Below are 18,829 nucleotides of genomic sequence, written 5' to 3' on the forward strand. Positions count from 1 at the left end.
TTTCCATGCAGAGGCTGGGAGTTAAGACTCTTGAAAGTTTTCTTAGAAAAGGGGCGGACCAGCGCCGATTATTAAGGAAACTATTTATTTTAACATGAATATGAACTTAGGACGTCCGATCGTTTAGCTTCGTTAACAGTGACTTCAATTTTAGGATTTGATTTTTACACAAATTGGGTGGGGAATATAAACTTATAATCAAATTCGATAATATTCTTGTAGGCATATTCCTAAAGTTATATTTTTTCATATAAGCAACAGATTTAATGGGGAAAACGGCGATATTCGAAGTTTTTAACGAAAAATGAGGTAATTCACCTTTTCCTATATTTTGGTATTATTTATATAAAATAATAGGAAAGAGGTGCATCTGTTGGTCGATATTTCTATGAAAGTCCATCCCTCCTTTTTTGATGAAGAATGTACCATTGTCTTTTCCTTTTATTTTGACCGGGAAGCCCGAAAGATTGGTGAAGCGGTCATATACACCTATGAAGAGAAGCTGAGGGAGACCCGGGAGGAAGGAACGAACGGAAACCGGGAAAAAGTAGCCTACCTGAAGGAATTCTCCATCGTTGAAGAATTTGAAAAAGAATCCATGAAACGGATCGAGCACTTCCTCAGCGCAATAGGCATTAAAAAATGTATAATGTAATTTTCATACTTGATAAATCCATACAGAAGACAGGCGCTCCATTGCCTATCTATTTGCAATTAGGAGATTAATTTTGTTATTTAATAAAAAATGTTTATATGCTGAAAAACCCGGGTATTAGTATAAAAGTTAATAAGGACAGTATGTTTTGGAAAAGAATTTTCCATCTCTGAATCACATAATGTACTGCAAAGGAGCGACAGCAGCTTGAGACTAGAGACATTAAAACTAAATCGGGTACAGCAGCAGGAACAAGTAAAAAAACCACAAACGGAAGACAGAAGCACAGAAGCGACTCCGAGACAAAAATATAACGAGATCCTGAATAAACTTAAAAAAGCAAACCTGCGTTAAAAACACCTGCGGAAACGATTTGAAGTCCGTGGGTTTTTTGTTTGATGTAAAAAGGATGAAGCTTATTCCTATTAGCTGCTTTTCTGGAGGAAATTCCCATAAAATATTCCTACAGTTATATTTTTATAGAAGTGTATTAGGTTTTGTGGGAAAAATCACTGAATTTGCCTGATTTTAATGAAAAATGAGCGATTTTGAGGTTTTGGTCAGAACAGAAAAAATGATTTAATATGGGTAACAGCTTAATGTTTTGCAGAAAGGTTTATGGCCTTTGTTCTGCAAGTGCTAAGTGAGTGTTATTTTGTTATGTTACCTCAGATGAATGTTCCCTAGAGCAGACTTCTGAACTTCTGGAAACCCTCAGTTTCTAGTACCCGATTAGTGAGGGAAACCGAAATGGTATCCCTATTGCCCTCAGGAGTATTACCTGGGGGATTTTTTTATGTTCTCACTCAAGACCGGCGACGTACGTTTTACATACCTGCTCTTGAGGGTATATTAATATAATCGGATTTTCTAAAGCAAGGTGGGAAGGCCTATGGTGGATGTTACAGAAATGGAAGCTGAAAATGAGGACGCTTTGAAAGCAAACAGGGCAAATTTGCAATTTTTATTTCCGTTTATGCTGGATAAAGACAAGATCGGTGACTTTGTCCGGAAGCTTCAAAAAGAGAATTTTTCTTTTTTTTCATTAAAGGACTTGAGTCTAGAGAACAGGTTTTACGGAGAAAATAGGGTAAGCCACCGTTCGCTTGAAAAGTTTTTCCTTCCAAATATAGAGCCTATTTTATTTCCTGAAAAAGTGGAGGATATCGAGGGATTCCGGCGTTTTACAAAAAAACTTGATTTGCGATGTGAATTTGAATCCAAACATCTGTATACAAAGTTTAAAATCCTTTCAATCGACTTATTTATATGTCCTTTCCATATTGGCATGACGAATATTCGTGTGGAGCTTCCAGAGGATCTCAGCTACTCGGATGTGCTGCACTTTGGAGACGTATTTCGTGTAATGGAACCAATCGATGAGGATCAGGAGGATTCTAAAATAATCCATGAAACAGGCGAATACTCAAAAATGAAGGATTTCATTTTTAAAGCGCTTTGCCCGTTTATGTCTGACTATATGGATCATCAGCCTAATGCATCCTATTTTGGAAGCCTTCCATTTTTTATCGACGAAAGGATGTATGTTATTGGATATATTGAAGTTCCGGCAGATAGTAATATAACCCAGACGGGCCTTTATCGGGCATCCCAGTTGAATGGATATGATGTAAATGGAGAACCGGCCGTTGGCGCACTCAATCCGGATTACATTAAGCGTTATTATGATGATAAAGTATATGATCGCTGGGCTGACCAGACGTACTATGTTACAAGTGATGATAATTTTATGTGCGTGACAAGAGCACACGGTGAATTGGCAACACACTTAGCCAGTGAAATGTACGGCTACCATTACTATTCACTGCTGCTTTATTACTATTATAAAATAGTCCTCATGAAGCTTACCCACGATCACTCGGTTATTGATGTAGAAAAAGACCACTCAGAAACGGAACTCCTCATTTTTATGATTACCGAGTTTTCGGCGAAGTACTTCTTTCCAGAGGTCAACAGCCGGGCGTCAGGGAAGGAACTCTTTCATATCATCAAAGAAGCCTTCCGGATTGATTACCTGTTTGATCATGTCGAAAATACTCTTGATAGACTATATCAAAACCAGGAAAACCTATCATCGAGAAGGAATAACTACCTGCTGCAGATCCTGACCACCTATACCGTTATATCGGGAATATATGGAATGAACCTTGTTATCCATGATTGGGAAGGGAAAATTAAATGGTCTAAAATCCCGGGTTATACGGTGTTCGAATGGATATCCTTAATCACTGCGGTCAGCGGCATCATTATTTCAGCTTTTCTTGGATTTCACGCACTGCGGCATTGGCTGCGGGAAAAGAGCAGTCTGAAGAAAAAGATTTTCTGACCAGCGTCCATGCGCGACTTAATATTCATAGTGAATACCGCGTTTGGAGCTTCAGCTGGTTCAAGTGAGATAACTAATACTGTGACGCGGAGTACTTTTAATTGGCTATTCAGCCTGCCTTTTATATAAGATAAAACAAAGAAGATTTAAATGGAGGAACTATGTCACGCTATAATAGCAGGAAAAAAAGCGCTCGAGGCAAAGCATGGAAGGTTTTGCTGGGACTCGTGATTGTTGTTGCAGGACTCGGCTATGGTGTTTACTATTATGGAACAAAAATTGCTTCCGACAAGCTGGTGGATTCCGTTTCAGAAGAGCTGGAAAGCAGCGGAGAAATGGAAAATGTCAAGCAATCGATTGAAAGTGACCCGGAATTAAAGCAGTTTGTGGAAGAGGGCAAAAATGCCGATGAAAGCAAGCTGCCATTCACGACAAAGGAAGAAGCAACCCGCGTCCTGGTCAAAAAGTTTGGCGTCAACGAGCTGCAAGACATTCAGCAGGGTGTCCAAAATGGAACGATGACAAAAGAGGAGCTCATGCAGAAAGCGGAAAGCAAGCTGACGGAAGAAGAGATGCTGGCATTGAAGGTTATTGTCTATAAGGAATTAAATAAGTAAGGTTATATATGAAAAAAGGCTGGTCCAGCAGTTTCTTTAACAGCGGATCAGCCTTTTTAAATTTATCTTAAGTCCAACAAATATTAGACAGAAGGCTGGGCAGTTGTTGGTCCTGTTTCGATTGTACCGTCTTCTGGCTAACACTTTAACATTGCTTTCAACAGAAGCAACCTGCTTTTCAGCTGACTTCGCAATTTTGGAGTTGATTTTCACTAACTTCTTTTTCGGAGCAGCAGTTTCATTTTTAACGGCTTCCTTTTTGGCGTCGGCGGGAGCTTGTTTTTGCACCTGTTTCGTTTCCTTTTCTGGTCCTTTGGTGCTTGCGATAGAAGCTGATCCGCAGACAAGTGCCAATGCACATAATCCGGTTACCCCCTTTAATACCCAACTTGTCTTCATTTTTTTCCTCCTCTTAAAAAAAGGGCAGCTGGCTGGCATAGATAAAATATCCTTAGCCCGATAGCTTTGTGAAACCAGGTTTTCCTGATTGTACCTTTAGGTGGGATAATAACCCATTTTGCTTTAAATTGATTATATTAACTTAGTGAAAAATTATCTTTCCATGACTAATTAAACGGAAAACTGTATGATGCTTCCTTTTTTATATCCCACGAAAAATTACTGGGACCTCCTTTTTTACCACACTTCTATTTTTTGCTACACTTACTAATAGAATGAAAAACCTGAGAGGGTGTACTATATGAAAAAGCAATGGACATTATTTCTCATGTTGCTATTACTATTTGTGCTTTCCGGATGCAAGGAAGAAGAGCCACAGCCTGAAGATAGATTTGCAGCATATACAAAACTTTGGAATAGCCAGAAGTTCGATGATATGTATGATTATCTTTCAGCGGAAGCCAAAAAAGAAATTAGTAAAAAGGAATTTATCGAACGCTACGAGAAAATATATGACGGTATTGAAGTGAAAAACTTAAAAATAACCTATATAAAGCCTAAGGAAATAAAAGAAGACAGTGACCGCAGAACGGCTTCGCTGCCTTATGATGCCTCCATGGATACAGTTGCCGGGCCGGTGAAGTTCTCTCAGAAGGCAAAGTTCGTCAAAGAAGAACGTGAAAAAGCAGTTAACTGGTATATCGACTGGAGTGCAAAACATATTTTTCCTGAGTTAAAGGAAGGGGAAAAGGTTAGCGTTGACACCTATCCTGCTGTAAGGGGAGAAATTGTTGATCGAAATGAGCGGGGCCTCGCTATGAATGGGTCAGTGTATGAGGCGGGCATCGTCCCGGAAAAAATGGCAGACAATGAGAAAAACAGTATTTCCCAAACGGCCAAGCTATTAAATATGAGTGAAGAGGAAGTTGAAAAGCAGCTGAGTCAGGCTTGGGTAAAGCCTGGCAGCTTCGTTCCCCTGAAAAAATTTTCTATGGAACAAACGGCGCTGCTGGAGCAGCTAATCAAAGTACCGGGCGTCCTGGTCAACGAAACGGAAGATCGAATCTATCCATATAAGGAAGCAACGGCCCATCTGATCGGATATATTGGCCCGATTTCTGCCGAAGAGCTGGAAAAAAGAAAAAAGCAGGGCTATTTGGCGAGTGATGTCATCGGGAAACGCGGTCTGGAGCAGGTATTTGAGGAGCGCCTGAAAGGGAAAGGCGGCGCAAAGATTTATATTAAATCGGAAAACGGACAGGAGAAGGTTATTGCCGAAAAACCGGCAGAAGAAGGAGAGACAATCTATCTGACCATTGATGCAGAGCTGCAAAAAACCATTCTTGCTCAATATAAGGGTGCAAAGGGGACGGCAGCAGCTATCCACCCAGTGACAGGAGAGACATTGGCATTAGTAAGCAGCCCATCCTTTGATCCAAACAAATTTGTGCTCGGAATTTCTAAATCTGAACGGGCTGCGCTTGAAAAAAATCCGGATAAACCGCTGCTAAACAGATTTACTTCTCTCTATTCCCCGGGTTCTACCATTAAACCGTTAGTTGCGGCGGCTGCATTGGAAAACGGGGCAGACCCTAAAAAAGAGGTAAATATAAAAGGCTTGAAATGGCAAAAATCCGAAAGCTGGGGAAACTACCGGATTACCCGTGTCCATGATTATGGCAAGCCTGTCAATATGACGGATGCCCTGGTATACTCAGATAACATTTATTTTGGCCAGGCAGCTTTAGCGCTTGGACAGGAAAAATTCACGGCAGGACTCAATAAGTTTGGTTTTGAAGAAAAAATGCCGTATGAGTATCCAATGTCTGCAGCTAAAATCGGTGACATCGGCACTGAAATTAAGCTGGCCGACAGCGGGTACGGACAAGGGCAGCTGCAAGCTGCATCACTGCAAGTGGCCACTGCCTATACAGCTTTTGTAAACAACGGCAGCATCATTGCGCCCACCCTTGAACTGGACAAAGACCAGCAAACCTGGAAGCCGAATGTTATCTCAGCCAATAGCACAGCTACTGTACTGGCAGGATTAAAGGAGATAGTAGCCAATCCGAACGGAACAGGCCATTCAGCCGCCGACCTCGGCATCCCGATCGCCGGCAAAACCGGGACCGCTGAACTCAAGCACAAACAGGGTGAAAAAGGAACGGAAAACGGCTGGTTTGTAGCCTTCAATACCGATAACCCGAGACTGCTTATTGCACTGCTTCAGGAAAATGTTCCAAAAGGAGGAAGCAAGCATGCGGTGGATAAAGTAGAAGCGGTTATGAAGAGTTATTTTAGAATTAAATAGCATGTACTTAGCAGCAGGGGGAACCCTGCTGTTTTATTTTTACTCGACAAATTTCGGCTGGTGACAGGTACCAGTTTCAGCTCCGAAATGCATAAATAAATATTTTTTCTTAATCAATTCCCCTTTTTCCCTTTAACGCGGTAAAAAAATGTTGCTTTAGTCTTGGGTCTAATTTATTATTGTAATGTTTAAGATTTCTTTTTAAGAGAAAATTTTCCAAAGGGGGACGATTTTGCTTATGTATTTATATTTCGAAAAGGGGGTTGCAAAATGAATAGGAACTTACGTTTTAAAAGAACGTACAGCTTGATTATGGTCCTAGCTTTAATTTTTAGTACCTTTACCCCTTTTATTAGTGCAAGTGCACAAACAGAAGGGATTCATTTTACGGTAAAGGGTCCTGAAAATTATACTTATGGAGGGGCAGAGCTATTATTACATGATCTGGAAACTGGTGAAGTATCAAAAGATTATATGAATGAAATAGAAGGTGCCTTCCCAGACGTAACGATCAATGATAATCAGAATTATAAAATAGAAATGGTAGCTAATTTCTATTCTTCCGATCAAGCTGCATATTCCTATAGTTTTAAAACGATGACGGGAGCCCAGCTAAAAAGCCTTGAAGAATGGGCATGGGAAACGGATGCAGTTCAACTAAAGCCGGACGTACCGTTCGATGTTGAATCGTTTGAATATATATTGAATGGCAGCAAGGATCACAACAGCCAGTTTAGGTTGTATTCTCATAAGGATAATCCGGTGAAAATATTTGTAAACCCTGCTTCAACAAACATTAGTGTAAATGTTAAAGGGTTTGAAAAGGAAAATACTAAGAAACAATACTTGTTAACTAAAAAGTTAACAACACTAGGTGATGGATCCTTCGACTTCAATAAAGAAATTGAAGATGCTATGACCTTATCATTTACAGGGCAAACAGAGTCCCTGAAGATTAGCTATGTTAATGTGAATTACGATGGTGAGTCAAAAAATGCCGATAATGTGAACGAATTAGTGGTTCCAAAAGGAGCGACAAATTTATACCTAACAACAGAGAAAACAGTTGACGGAGCCATTAAGAATTCGCACTGGAGTATAAATGCACCAATTTCAGAAAGCAAAACATACCCAGTTCCAGATAAGTTAAACACAGTAAAAATTGAAAATACTTATTTCTCTAACAATGCTGTGGATGTGCAAGCAGCTGCCTTTAGCGGTGATTTCCGTTATAGCGCCAACGGTGATTCCTTAACAGGAAAGGTTGAAGTTATTAACAGCGAAACCGATGAAGTGATTGCACAAACAAGTTCTGAGAATTGGACCTCTGTTAGACTGGAGATACCAGAATACTACCCGTCCGGAGAGTATAAAGTAAAGTACACTTTATCACACACAGAAAATAACGAAGTCATAGGTACAGCAGAGAAAAGCTTGTCTTTGCAAAACCAGGAATCTTCAGAAATAAAAGGCTTGGTAATCACGGCTGAAGATCTTTCCGGTCAGCCTTTAAAAGATGCAAAAGTGTATGTTTATGAAAGAACAAATCAGGATTCTTGGGAAGCAAATTACACTGATGAATTCACTTACTATTTAAATCAAATTTATAGTACAACAATTCTGGAGAAAAACGGACGAACAGAAGCCTTTATCCCGAACGCATATCTCCTAAAGGGCAGGGAATACGAAATTGTCGTAGCATCTTTGGCAGACAACAAAATTGTGTACCATAAAACAATAAATGGTACGGAAGTGAATACACTGAATCTAAAGAAAGACGACCTTTCTAAGATTACAGTTTCAACAGAAAAGAATTTTACGCGTGCCACTTATTCAGTAGATGTAGTTGACAATAATCGCGCTTACATGAGTTTCCCAATATTTCTGGAAACACCAAAACAAGCAGTGACAGCGTATGTTTCGACAGAAGCAAATATATTATTTAATGCTAAAATGTATGAAACAGATAGTGATACTGGATATGCTTTATCGAAGCTAATAACAGCAGAAGATAACAAGGAGATCAAAATAGATTTAGATGCTCAGGAGACGGTTACCATTACTCCTCCTGCAGGCGAAAAGTCAAAAGTTGATGTGAATCCTTCATGGACAACAAGAGTATATGCATCTAAGTATATTGTCTCAAAAGACTATATTTCGAACTTAACAGGTGCAGAGTATTCCCCTATCGATTTCTATGTGGAAAAAGAGGGATACCGTTTTGACTTTACTTCATCACTAAACAATGAGAGCTTTTCTAAGGACACTGTATTAACAGTCGGAAATGAGTTTAGTTTAAAAGGCTATCAGTTATTCCCTGAAAATAACAAAATACATTTTAATAGAATGAGATTTTTAGATAGCAATAATAATCACCTGGTTAAAGTAAGCAATATAAGCTCTGGTGGTGAAACTGTTGCAGGTTCAAATCCGGCATTTTTGGCACTGAATCAGGAGGCTGTTAAAAATTATCAAGTAACGAACAGCAATGAATATTCTGTTGCCGATGCACAAACTGGAACATCCATGCCGGAAGCAGGACTTTTAACATACCAGGTGTATAAAGATGACAATCCCGTTGGTGATGTTATTAAAGCAAATTCGATTGAGACCGTCTCTGTTCCGAAGCCGAGCGATGAGGGCAACTATACACTAAGACTGGTAGATCAGGCCTTTTCAAAGGATTTCATTCGTTTGAATGTTAATAATCACATTCCTAATATTAAGGATAACGATACAGAAACATTTAAGCTGAAGGTAAATCCGAAAATTGGCGATCTTACGCTATCAGAAAGCGGCTGGCTACAACCAAGGCTGTATAAAAAGGTAGAAATTGAAGAAAATCAATTTTTCTATCAGCAATACTATCTTGGAAAAACAGGTGAATTGGAATACGAAACATATAATCCGTTAAATATCGAACCGAATGACGAATGGGTTGTGGTCCTCACAGGCTCATTTGCTTCGGGCACGAATCAACGCGGACAATTTGTAGACTATCAAAAATTAACAGGTGATGAGTTATTAAAGCTACAAGAGTATACAATAACTCAAGATTTAAAGAAGCTGGATGTAAAAAATGATACGGAGTTATATGACCAATACGCTGTAGGGCTTAAATTAGGCAGCAATAACTGGGTTACCAATTACGTTTCCATAAATTCATATAACCCGCTATATGTAAAAGATGGAGATTACAGAGTTATTTTGACGGGTGTTAATGATTCTGTTGGTTACTACTTCAATAAAGATGTTACAGTTAAGGAAAATCAGGAAATTACCTTTAGTGACAATGATCCGTTAAAAGAAGTATCTATTGAAAGGGCTGGTAAAACCGTTCCATTCAAAGACTTTGTTGTACGGACTGCTGATGGGGATTCAACCTATGGCGGCGGATATTCCTATGGTTGGACTACTCAAGTACTAAATAAAATAATGGTATCCCCGGGTACGTATGAATTGCTTTTCGAAGTGATCGAAATTCCAAAAAATGAAACACCATGGAGCTATGGATACCGTACAGTTCAAAAAGAATTTAATGAAACTACAAAACTTCAATTAGGATCTGAGTTTACTAAAAAAGCAATTGAGAACTTTGCTGTCCAAAATTACTATAATGATGGTTATTCGGTTACAGGCGATGTTATATTACAAAGCGGTGACTTAATCCTGGATCAAATGGGCGTTTACCGTGAATCAAATAGCAGCAAAAATGTTTTAGGTGATGAAAACATTCGGGAGTATGATGGGCAGTTTAATTACGATTATTCTATTCCATCTACAATTACGGTAACAGATCAGCAGGGTAAGATAGCTTATAAAGCTGATGATCACAATTTCACTGATTTAGACTTCCGTGCTAATCTAGTTAAGGGTGCAGAATACACATTGAACTTCAAAATGGCAATAGCACCTGGAAAAGAAGTTGTTTTAACTCAAGACTTTAAAGTGGTAGATAAAGATGAGAAATTTGTTAGGCTTAACCAGCCACAACAAAATGAACCATCTAAAGAAAAAACGTTTGAAGTCATTGGGGAAACAAACCCTTCAAGTAATGTAACGATTCAAATATTTGCAGGTGACGCACAATCACCGGTTCAGAGCCAAACTGTTACGGCTGATGCCAACGGTCATTTTGCAAAAGAATTTACATTAGCTGATGATGGCACATATACAATAAAAGCGGTTCATGCTGAAGATGCTGAAGCTGTTTCAAATGAACTAACCTACAATTTGGATACTACACCTCCTGCAGTTCCACAAAATGTTACTGCGGAACAGACCAAGGATGGTGTAAAAGTTACATGGAACGCTGTTAATGATGCGGCTGAATACCATGTTTATGTTGCAGAAGGAGACGGCTCATTTACAAAAGTAGACAAAAAGATAACTGAAAATAGCTATCTATTGACTGCTATTAAACCGGGAACTTCATATAAGTTTAAGATTGCAGCAGCAGATAAGACAGGAAATGTTTCTAAAGAATCTGAAACAACATCCGTAACTACATCTGACTTTGCAGCAACAAAACTTGATGTTGCATTAAACACAAATGCTTCTTATAACCTAGTGAAAATTGGTAGTGAAGCGAAAATTGCCTTAGAAGGTTCCTATGAAGATGGTTTCAAGGCATCCGCCACCATTTCCTATAAAAAAGGTACAGAAGCGAAAGAAGAAAGTGTCGCTCTTACTTACAACCAAGATTCAAAGAAATACGAAGGCTCCTTTAAGGTAGTCGAAGGTATTACTGAAGTTACTAAGGCAGACGCTACAATTGTAAAAGCGGATGGCACTACTAAGACAAATACTCTTACTAAAAACCTAAATAATGCTAAAGTAGGTGCAACCCTTAAAGGTAAGGTTACTCAGGGTGATGCTGACCTTACATCGAAGGCTAAAATCCGTCTGGCAGCAGGCTCGACAATTTTCAGCTTTGATACAAATGCAGATGGCAGCTATACCTATGAGGGAGCACCAGCAGGAAGCTATTCTCTTCAAGTTACAGCGAATGGCAAAACATACAAGGATGCAGTAACTGAACAGGTAAAACTTGAAGGTGGAAAAACATCTGAACAAAATGTAAACCTGCCTATTTCTAAAGAAGCAAAAATCCAATTTGTTGAAAAGGGTACAACATCACCTGTACAAATGGATTTAAGCGTCAAAATAGAAAAAGCAAACCAAGAAGAGATTGTTTACTATGGTTACATTAATAAAGAAACTGGCTACTTCAACTCTTGGGGAGGCAATGAGCAGTTAACCAACCTGAGTGATGGAGACTATAAGGTAACCGTTTATGCCAGCGGGATTTACAAACAAACCGAATCTACTTTCAAAGTGACAGCAGCCAGCGATTTTGTCACCAATCCAGTAAAAGTTGAAGTGGACACTCTTACTGACGACAAGAGGGACGTAGTCATTTCATTCACAAATGAAAACTTGACATCAGTGGATTCAATTTCTCTTTACAGCTGGGATACGTATGAAGCATTTGACTATAATGCGGGTTATTACTATGAGTACAATCCTGAAATTCATGAAGGAAAAATCACAATCAAAGATGTAGTATATTCAGATTCTTATGAGCTGTATATTTACAAAGAGGGTTATCGTTCATTTACGAAAACACCTATAAAAGTGGATGCAGAATCAGGAAATATCGAAGTAACGCTTGACGAGGGTAAAACAGTTACCGGTACTGTTAAAGCTGGATCTGATAAGGTAGCAGGTGCTCAGGTTTCTGCCTATTCCAATAGCAGCTATGCTTATGCGGTCACGGATACAGAAGGGAAATTCACTTTAAAAGGTCTGGCTTCGGATGAAGACTTTACGGTGGATGTATCGTCCCCTGCTTACATGAGCAAGCAAGAGACTTTTACAAAAGATAAAACAGAAGTTGAAATCACGCTGGTAAAAGCCTCTAGCCTTGATGGATATGTAAAGGATAAAGATGCTAAGCCGTTAAAGCATGTTTATGTCTATGCATATGAAGTAAAGGAAAACAATGAGTTTGGTAATTATAAGGGCTTTGCGCGTACTGATGCTGAAGGATATTTCAAAATCTTTGGATTAGAAGAAGACAAAAAGTACGGGCTGAAGTTTTACAGCTACGATTATCCGACTACTGAAGTAATCGTAGAAAAGAATTCCGATACTTATACGCTTCAGCAAAAGTCAAACGGAAGCTTTACCGGTGAGGGCAATCGCTTAACAGCCTCTGCTGCTACCATAATTCCTGAAAAGACTTTAAAGTATCGTCTTGATTATCAAAATAACGGAGAAACTGCTGCTGAAAATCTTTTACTGGATGTAACATTGCCTGCTGGTCTAACACTGGAGAAGAAAACAATTCTCCTTAACGGAACAGCATTAGCGTCAGCAGACATTAAGGATACCGACAAAGGATTTACGGTAACTGTGCCGAAAGTCGAAAAAGATGCAAAAGGTTCACTAAGCTTTGAAGCTGTGGTTGGCAGTAATGCAGGCAACACCATCTACACAACTGCTAAGATCAATGGGGACAAAGTGGAAGATGCGCCTGTACTTAGCGCTACTACTAATGTTTTATTTGTAAATATTAATGCTCCTGAAAAAACAGCTGCAAAGAAAATTAAAGTATATGGAAATGCAAAGCAAGGCAGCAGCGTTGAGGTATACGCGAACGGAGCTCTGCTTGCAAATGTAAAGGTAGATGGCCGCTGGTGGTTTGCGGATGTAACTCTGCCAGTTAAAGATGCTAAGGAGAGCGAAGACTTTAACCTGGTAGCAAAGGCCAAAGAAGGTGAAGTTATCGTTACGTCCGAGACATTAAAGGTTTCCTATCAGCCTGATCTTCCGAAGGTTGAAAGTGTAACTGTATATGCTGGATGGAATGGAAATGTCAGCCTGAATCCTTATACAGGAGTTGCTTCTTTTGCTATCGTAGAAAAGACGCCTTTAGACTCTACAGTGAAATTTGCTGAAGAAGTAGATTCTGCTTCCATTACTTTCCTTGGCAAAACATACAGCATGGAAAAAGGCCAGGATGGCAAAACCTTTACGTTTGATGGACAAAAGCTTGGTGAATGGAGTTCATACGGTGAACAGCTTCTTGAACTTACATTCAAAAAAGGTGACATAACCATTACCCTTCCATTGATGGAAATCATTGTTCTGATCGATCCTTCCGGTTTTGTCTTTGAAGGAAGTATGGAGAACAAATTAGAAGGTGTAACAGCAACGGTTGAAGAGAATAAAGGAACAACTGCTGCTCCAAACTGGCAGAAGTGGAACGCTGAGTTCTTCGGACAAATCAATCCGCAAGTAACGGATGTAAACGGCCGATACGGATGGGATGTTATTCAAGGCGAATGGAGAGTTGTTTTCGCAAAGAATGGATATAACACTTATGTATCCAGAACGGTAACGGTACCACCGCCAGAAACTCAATTAAACGTTCCTATGGTTCGTACTTCAAATCCAACGGTGAAAGCAGTTAGTCCTGCATCCCAAGGTGTAGATATTCCTGCGAAGGTCACTGTCGAATTTGATCGTTTGATGGATATTAAAGAAATTGAAAAGTACATCAATGTTTACAAGGTTCCTGCTCAAGGCGAAAAGATAAAAGTAACTGGTGCCGTAAGTATTGAAAAAGAATACAAAGGCTATAAGCAAGTGGATGGCCAGCCGGGCTATTATGAAGAAGATGCAAGCAAGAAATTAGCGAAGCAAATCTTCTTTACTCCAGCTGCAGCTTTTGAAGCAGGTACTACTTATCAAATTGAAGTACTTGGAACAATTAAAGATTATGATCAAAAAGAGCTTGGGGATACTGCTTCCCATAGTTTTACCACCAAAGCAGCAGCGACTAACCCAGGTGGCGGTTCCCCTGGCGGCGGTGGTGGTGGCATTTCATTGCCAGCACCACAAGTACCAACCCAACCAGTACCTGGAAATCCAGATGGTAAAGGGGATGGAACAGTTACAGTAGGTAAAGACGATATTCAGGTTAATAATGGCAGAGCAACCCTGGAAGAAAAAATTGTCGAAACTATTCAAGGTCAAAAAGACTTCACTAAATTAACAGTTAAGGCAAATGACCAGCAAGTTACAGACGTATCAATCCCAGGATCCATTATTTCTGCTGCGAAGTCTAAGAATGCTAAAGCAGTGATTGAAATTGAGGCAGAAGCTGGCTCATACAGCCTGCCAGTTGCTGAAATTGCTTTAAGTGAGTTAGCAGCTAAGCTCGGTACAGAGGCCAAAAATGTCAATCTGGTAATCACATTAAAAGAGGCAGCTGCCGACTTAACAAGCATTAATAAGGCTGGCTTAAAAGCGGTCTCTAAAGTGATTGACTTTAATGTAGAAGCTCAGTATGGCGGCAAATCAGAACATGTTAACCGATTCGCAGATTATGTGGACAGAAGCATTAATATCGGCAAGACGGTTAATCCTGATAAAGCCATCGTTGTAAAGCTCACAGAAAAAGGTTTTGTTCCAGTTCCAACGGTCTTCAAAGGAGATACAGCCGTTATTAAGAGTCTGACGAACAGCTTATACGTAGTGGTTGAATCTGATAAGACTTTCAAAGACGTTAACAATGGCGCAAACTGGGCAGAGAAGTATATCGAAACACTTGCAGCTAAACTGATCGTAAGTGGAGCATCATCAACTGAGTATGCACCTGCACGTGATATGACACGCGGTGAATTCGCAGCCCTAATCTCACGCAGCCTTGGTTTGGCAGCATCTAAACCAAATGCTGGTCAGTTTACAGATGTATCTACGAAACTAGCCGTAAACAAAAATGGCGAAATCACAGCTGCATACGAAGCGGGCATTATCAAAGGTAAAACAGACAAACGATTTGCTCCAAACGAAAAAATTACAAGAGCAGAAGCGGCTGTAATGATTTCAAGAGCAATGGATTACGTCGGTTATGACAAAAAGAAATTAGACACAACCAAAAAGGTCTCCCAATTCAAGGACGGCAAAAACGTCCGCGATTGGTCTAAAGAAGGAGTAGAAACAGTCGTTCAAGCCGGAATCATGAACGGTATGGCCGGCGGTAGCTTCAAACCTTCCGAAACTACAAAGCGTGACCAAATGGCGAAAATTGTGGCAGATTTCTTGAAATTTGTAGAGATGATGAACTAAATACAGTAGACTCTGTCTACTAGTGAAAAAGCTTGGGTCCTTAACTTAGGATCCAAGCTTTTTTGTGCTTTATAACGTACCAGAAAAGGGCATGGGTAAATGCGGGCGGTACTGGTCCAATGACACTCCTGAGACTGGGAGAGATCTAGGAAAAGTAGTCAGTCGCTGTTCTAGTGAAGAGATGGGATTGGGAGTTACCAATATGATTCTGCCGGTATGTACGATAAAAGAGTATCAGGCTTTTTGTACGTGGGAGAGCTTGAAAGAAACCAGTCTTTTCTGCTATTAGATACTAGAATGATACTAGAATGGACTTACCTTCGAAGAGGATAATGGTAGAGGCACTATCTGCGACGATCTGAACATACTAAATTATGTGATGCTTGATACAAGAATTGACGAAAAATGATGTCGTAACTTGTTTACAAATAATTACAGGTCTTATTACCCGAAGCATAGAATATAAATTCCTATAAATACTATAATGATAGGGGTAATGATATATGAAGAAAGTAATGGGGTTGATTTGTTTCTTTCGCCGGAATCATAAAATCAATATCTATACTCGCTCTTGTATTAGATGTGGTTATTTAAGAAGTAATAAATAAAGAACCTGATTTAAAATAGCCAAATTCTCGTATCGATCATGGAATATCTAGATCGCCTAAATGTCCATTGACACCGGTGTACATAAAAACCGTAAATAAATAATTTCAAAAACTGCCAAGACATTGGAGTTTTTTCAGTGTCTTTTTAAGTTGTTTATTCAGGAAATTCCTTAATAATTTGGTTTATGTACATATCATCCCTTAAAGTATGTAATAAATTTCCAATGCAATTCTCCAAAAACCTTGCCGATACTATATAACTAGAAAAAAATGTATGATATAATAATTTTTGTTTTTGTAGAAAAATATAACATTTTGGGGGATTTTATGGAAGAGTCAATCAGTCTGCGAGAATTGTTTGAAACATTGAAAAAACGATTGTCGCTGATTATAGCAATTGCTTTTCTTGCTACAGCGATCAGCGGTGCTGTTAGTTATTTGTTATTAAAGCCTATTTATAATTCATCATCACAGATACTGGTCAGCCAGGCGGCAGCCGGAGCACTGTCTTCATTGGCGGGAGTGGCATTTGATACAGACGCAAAGTATATTGAAACGTACAATGTTATTTTAAAAAGTCCTTATATACTGGATCAAGTTATCGAAGAGCTGGACCTCAACACAACAGCTGAAGCGTTGAATAGCAGCGTAAGCGTAACCCAAGAGGGGCAATCACAAGTGGTTACGATTAATGTTCAAAATCATGATCCTGCTGAGGCGGTGCTGATTGCAAATGAAATTGCAAAGGTGTTCCAAAGAGAGATCTCGGCATTAATGCGGGTTGATAATATTACAATCCTGACACCTGCAGAATTGCATGACAATCCAGTACCTGTTAAACCGCAGCCGCTGTTGAATATGGCCATTGCTTTAGTCGTTGGACTTATGGCAGGAGTTGGACTGGCATTCCTGTTGGAGTATCTGGATAACACTATAAAATCAGAACAGGATATTGAGAAACTATTGGAACTTCCTGTGTTAGGGGCGGTCACAAAAATAAATCTGAATAAGGAAGGTATGACTGCGAAAAAAGCAGGAAAAATGAGAACGCGAGGTGAGTCTGTTGATTTTTAGAAAAAAACAAGATGCAAAGCAGTCTACAAACCGGACGTTAATCACCCATACAAATTCAATGTCCCCGATTTCGGAACAGTATAAGACAATACGGACAAATATCCAGTTTTCTTCTCTCGACGGAGATATTCGGTCCCTTGTGGTAACTTCCTCCGGACCGGGTGAAGGAAAATCTACGACTGTTGCTAATTTAGCCGTTGTTTTTGCACAGCAGGGAAAAAGAGTACTGCTTATTGACGCAGATCTCAGAAAACCGACTGTGCACTATACTTTCCGCAAAGATAACACAGTTGGGTTAACAAACGTCCTAACAAGGCAAACCGCTTTTTCTAAAGCTGTTTCTGAATCAGATATTGAAAATCTGTATATTTTACCAAGCGGGCCAATTCCGCCTAATCCTGCAGAACTTCTCGGTTCCAACGCCATGAATGAACTGCTGGAGGATTTATACGAGCAGTTTGATATGGTTTTATTTGATACACCTCCAGTTCTTGCAGTTACAGATGCACAAATCCTTGCCAGCAAAAGCAATGGAACGATTCTGGTTGTCAAAAGCGGCTATACGGTTACAGATGCAGCGAGTAAAGCGAAGGAACTCCTTTTAGCTGCACAAGCGAAACTGCTTGGAGTTGTACTAAACCAGAGAGAACAAAAAGAGAGCCATTATTATTACTATTATGGTAAATAAAGGTATTACATTTTTTTACAAAAATTACTTTTATAACTAGTAAAATAGGAATATAATAATAAACAACTTGACTAGCTTAGAAAATAATCGACCGATAAGAAGGTGTTGTAATGATTGATATACACAACCACATATTACCGGGACTGGATGATGGAGCGGCTGATGCCCAAGCCAGCCTGGAAATGGCCAAACTTGCACTATCTGAAGGAATCCATACAATCATTGCAACCCCCCATCATAAGAACGGGAGATTTCTCAATCCGAAAGAAACGATTGAAAAAAAAGTGGACGAATTTAACCAGCTGTTAAAGTCCAATTCAATATCACTTACCATCCTGCCTGGCCAGGAAAACCGGATTACCGGTGATCTACTAGATGAATATGAGGCAGGAGAAATACTAACTTTAAATCATACAAACTATGTATTTATTGAGCTGCCGTCCAATCATGTGCCTCGCTACACCGAAAAGATGGTGTTTGATGCTCAAATGAACGGTCTTATTCCCATAATCGTTCATCCCGAAAGAAATCAAGAAATCATCGAAAACCCTGATATTTTATATAACCTTGTGAAAAATGGAACACTTTCACAAATCACCGCATCAAGCATATCAGGGCATTTTGGGAAAAAGATCAAAAAATTCAGCTCGCAGCTGATAGAAGCAAACCTGGCCCACTTTATTGCCTCTGATGCCCATAACGTAACAAGCCGTTCCTTCAGACTCATTGAGGCGTACGACGAGATTGAAAAAATCTATGGTGTCGATACGGTCTATCAATTCAGTGAAAATGCAGAACTATTGGTAACCGGTGATGCGATATACAAAGAAGTACCTGAGAAGGTGAAAACTAAAAAGTTTTTAGGGATTTTTTAATGGACAATATGCCGTTAAGAACTACTTGGAAGTAAAATATCATATAATCGGCAATGTCTCCTTTCCGTTATCAATGGAGGCACTCGGTCACGCTGTGGGTAATATCGCCTATTACCT

At 39.5% G+C, this 18,829-nt stretch carries 10 protein-coding genes and 1 riboswitch; of the genes, 9 read left to right on the plus strand and 1 reads right to left on the minus strand.

Going from position 1 to position 18,829, the window contains the following annotated elements:
• Positions 1-373: 373 nt before the first annotated feature.
• From CVD28_RS08740 to CVD28_RS08750, 4 genes are all read left to right on the plus strand, one after another.
• On the plus strand, positions 374-655 hold the full coding sequence (locus tag CVD28_RS08740) for a hypothetical protein (protein ID WP_101591996.1): 282 nt from the start codon (positions 374-376) through the stop codon (positions 653-655).
• 207 nt (positions 656-862) lie between these two features.
• A complete protein-coding gene (locus CVD28_RS27990) occupies positions 863-1,009 on the plus strand; it encodes a hypothetical protein (protein WP_180954082.1) in 147 nt (48 codons plus the stop codon).
• A gap of 538 nt (positions 1,010-1,547) precedes the next feature.
• The gene (locus CVD28_RS08745; RefSeq protein WP_101591997.1) at positions 1,548-3,002 is read left to right on the plus strand and encodes a hypothetical protein; all 1,455 of its coding nucleotides are present in this window, start codon (positions 1,548-1,550) and stop codon (positions 3,000-3,002) included.
• 161 nt (positions 3,003-3,163) lie between these two features.
• Positions 3,164-3,619 (plus strand): hypothetical protein, encoded by a 456-nt coding sequence (locus tag CVD28_RS08750; protein WP_101591998.1) that lies wholly within the window; start codon positions 3,164-3,166, stop codon positions 3,617-3,619.
• A gap of 36 nt (positions 3,620-3,655) precedes the next feature.
• On the opposite strand, the gene CVD28_RS08755 is transcribed toward CVD28_RS08750, so the two are convergent.
• Positions 3,656-4,018, minus strand: a complete 363-nt coding sequence (locus CVD28_RS08755) for a hypothetical protein (RefSeq protein WP_101591999.1) — start codon at positions 4,016-4,018, stop codon at positions 3,656-3,658.
• A gap of 20 nt (positions 4,019-4,038) precedes the next feature.
• Positions 4,039-4,123: riboswitch (cyclic di-GMP riboswitch) on the minus strand.
• A gap of 196 nt (positions 4,124-4,319) precedes the next feature.
• Here CVD28_RS08755 and CVD28_RS08760 point away from each other — a divergent pair.
• From CVD28_RS08760 to CVD28_RS08780, 5 genes are all read left to right on the plus strand, one after another.
• A complete protein-coding gene (locus CVD28_RS08760) occupies positions 4,320-6,329 on the plus strand; it encodes a penicillin-binding transpeptidase domain-containing protein (protein ID WP_101592000.1) in 2,010 nt (669 codons plus the stop codon).
• Between the two features lie 270 nt (positions 6,330-6,599).
• Positions 6,600-15,467 carry an S-layer homology domain-containing protein gene (locus CVD28_RS08765; protein ID WP_101592001.1) on the plus strand — a complete coding sequence of 2,956 codons (8,868 nt, stop codon included), beginning with the start codon at positions 6,600-6,602 and terminating at the stop codon, positions 15,465-15,467.
• A 935-nt stretch (positions 15,468-16,402) separates the two neighbouring features.
• Entirely contained in the window at positions 16,403-17,149 is a 747-nt protein-coding gene (locus CVD28_RS08770) for a YveK family protein (protein WP_101592002.1), read from the plus strand.
• Positions 17,142-17,837, plus strand: a complete 696-nt coding sequence (locus CVD28_RS08775) for a CpsD/CapB family tyrosine-protein kinase (RefSeq protein ID WP_308315074.1) — start codon at positions 17,142-17,144, stop codon at positions 17,835-17,837. Before CVD28_RS08770 ends, CVD28_RS08775 begins: the two co-directional genes overlap by 8 nt.
• Before the next feature lie 110 nt (positions 17,838-17,947).
• Positions 17,948-18,712: a tyrosine-protein phosphatase gene (locus CVD28_RS08780; protein WP_101592003.1), complete on the plus strand. Its 765-nt coding sequence runs from the start codon at positions 17,948-17,950 to the stop codon at positions 18,710-18,712.
• Positions 18,713-18,829 lie beyond the last annotated feature (117 nt).

Source organism: Bacillus sp. M6-12 (genome assembly GCF_002860285.1).
GTDB lineage: Bacteria > Bacillota > Bacilli > Bacillales > DSM-1321 > Peribacillus.

What these genes read in the sequence shown, in the direction of transcription:
- CVD28_RS08745 (WP_101591997.1), top strand. Translation starts at nt 1,548, where the DNA reads ATGGTGGATGTTACAGAAATGGAAGCTGAAAATGAGGACGCTTTGAAA.
- CVD28_RS08750 (WP_101591998.1), top strand. Translation starts at nt 3,164, where the DNA reads ATGTCACGCTATAATAGCAGGAAAAAAAGCGCTCGAGGCAAAGCATGG.
- CVD28_RS08755 (WP_101591999.1), bottom strand. Translation starts at nt 4,018, where the DNA reads ATGAAGACAAGTTGGGTATTAAAGGGGGTAACCGGATTATGTGCATTG.
- CVD28_RS08760 (WP_101592000.1), top strand. Translation starts at nt 4,320, where the DNA reads ATGAAAAAGCAATGGACATTATTTCTCATGTTGCTATTACTATTTGTG.
- CVD28_RS08765 (WP_101592001.1), top strand. Translation starts at nt 6,600, where the DNA reads ATGAATAGGAACTTACGTTTTAAAAGAACGTACAGCTTGATTATGGTC.
- CVD28_RS08770 (WP_101592002.1), top strand. Translation starts at nt 16,403, where the DNA reads ATGGAAGAGTCAATCAGTCTGCGAGAATTGTTTGAAACATTGAAAAAA.
- CVD28_RS08780 (WP_101592003.1), top strand. Translation starts at nt 17,948, where the DNA reads ATGATTGATATACACAACCACATATTACCGGGACTGGATGATGGAGCG.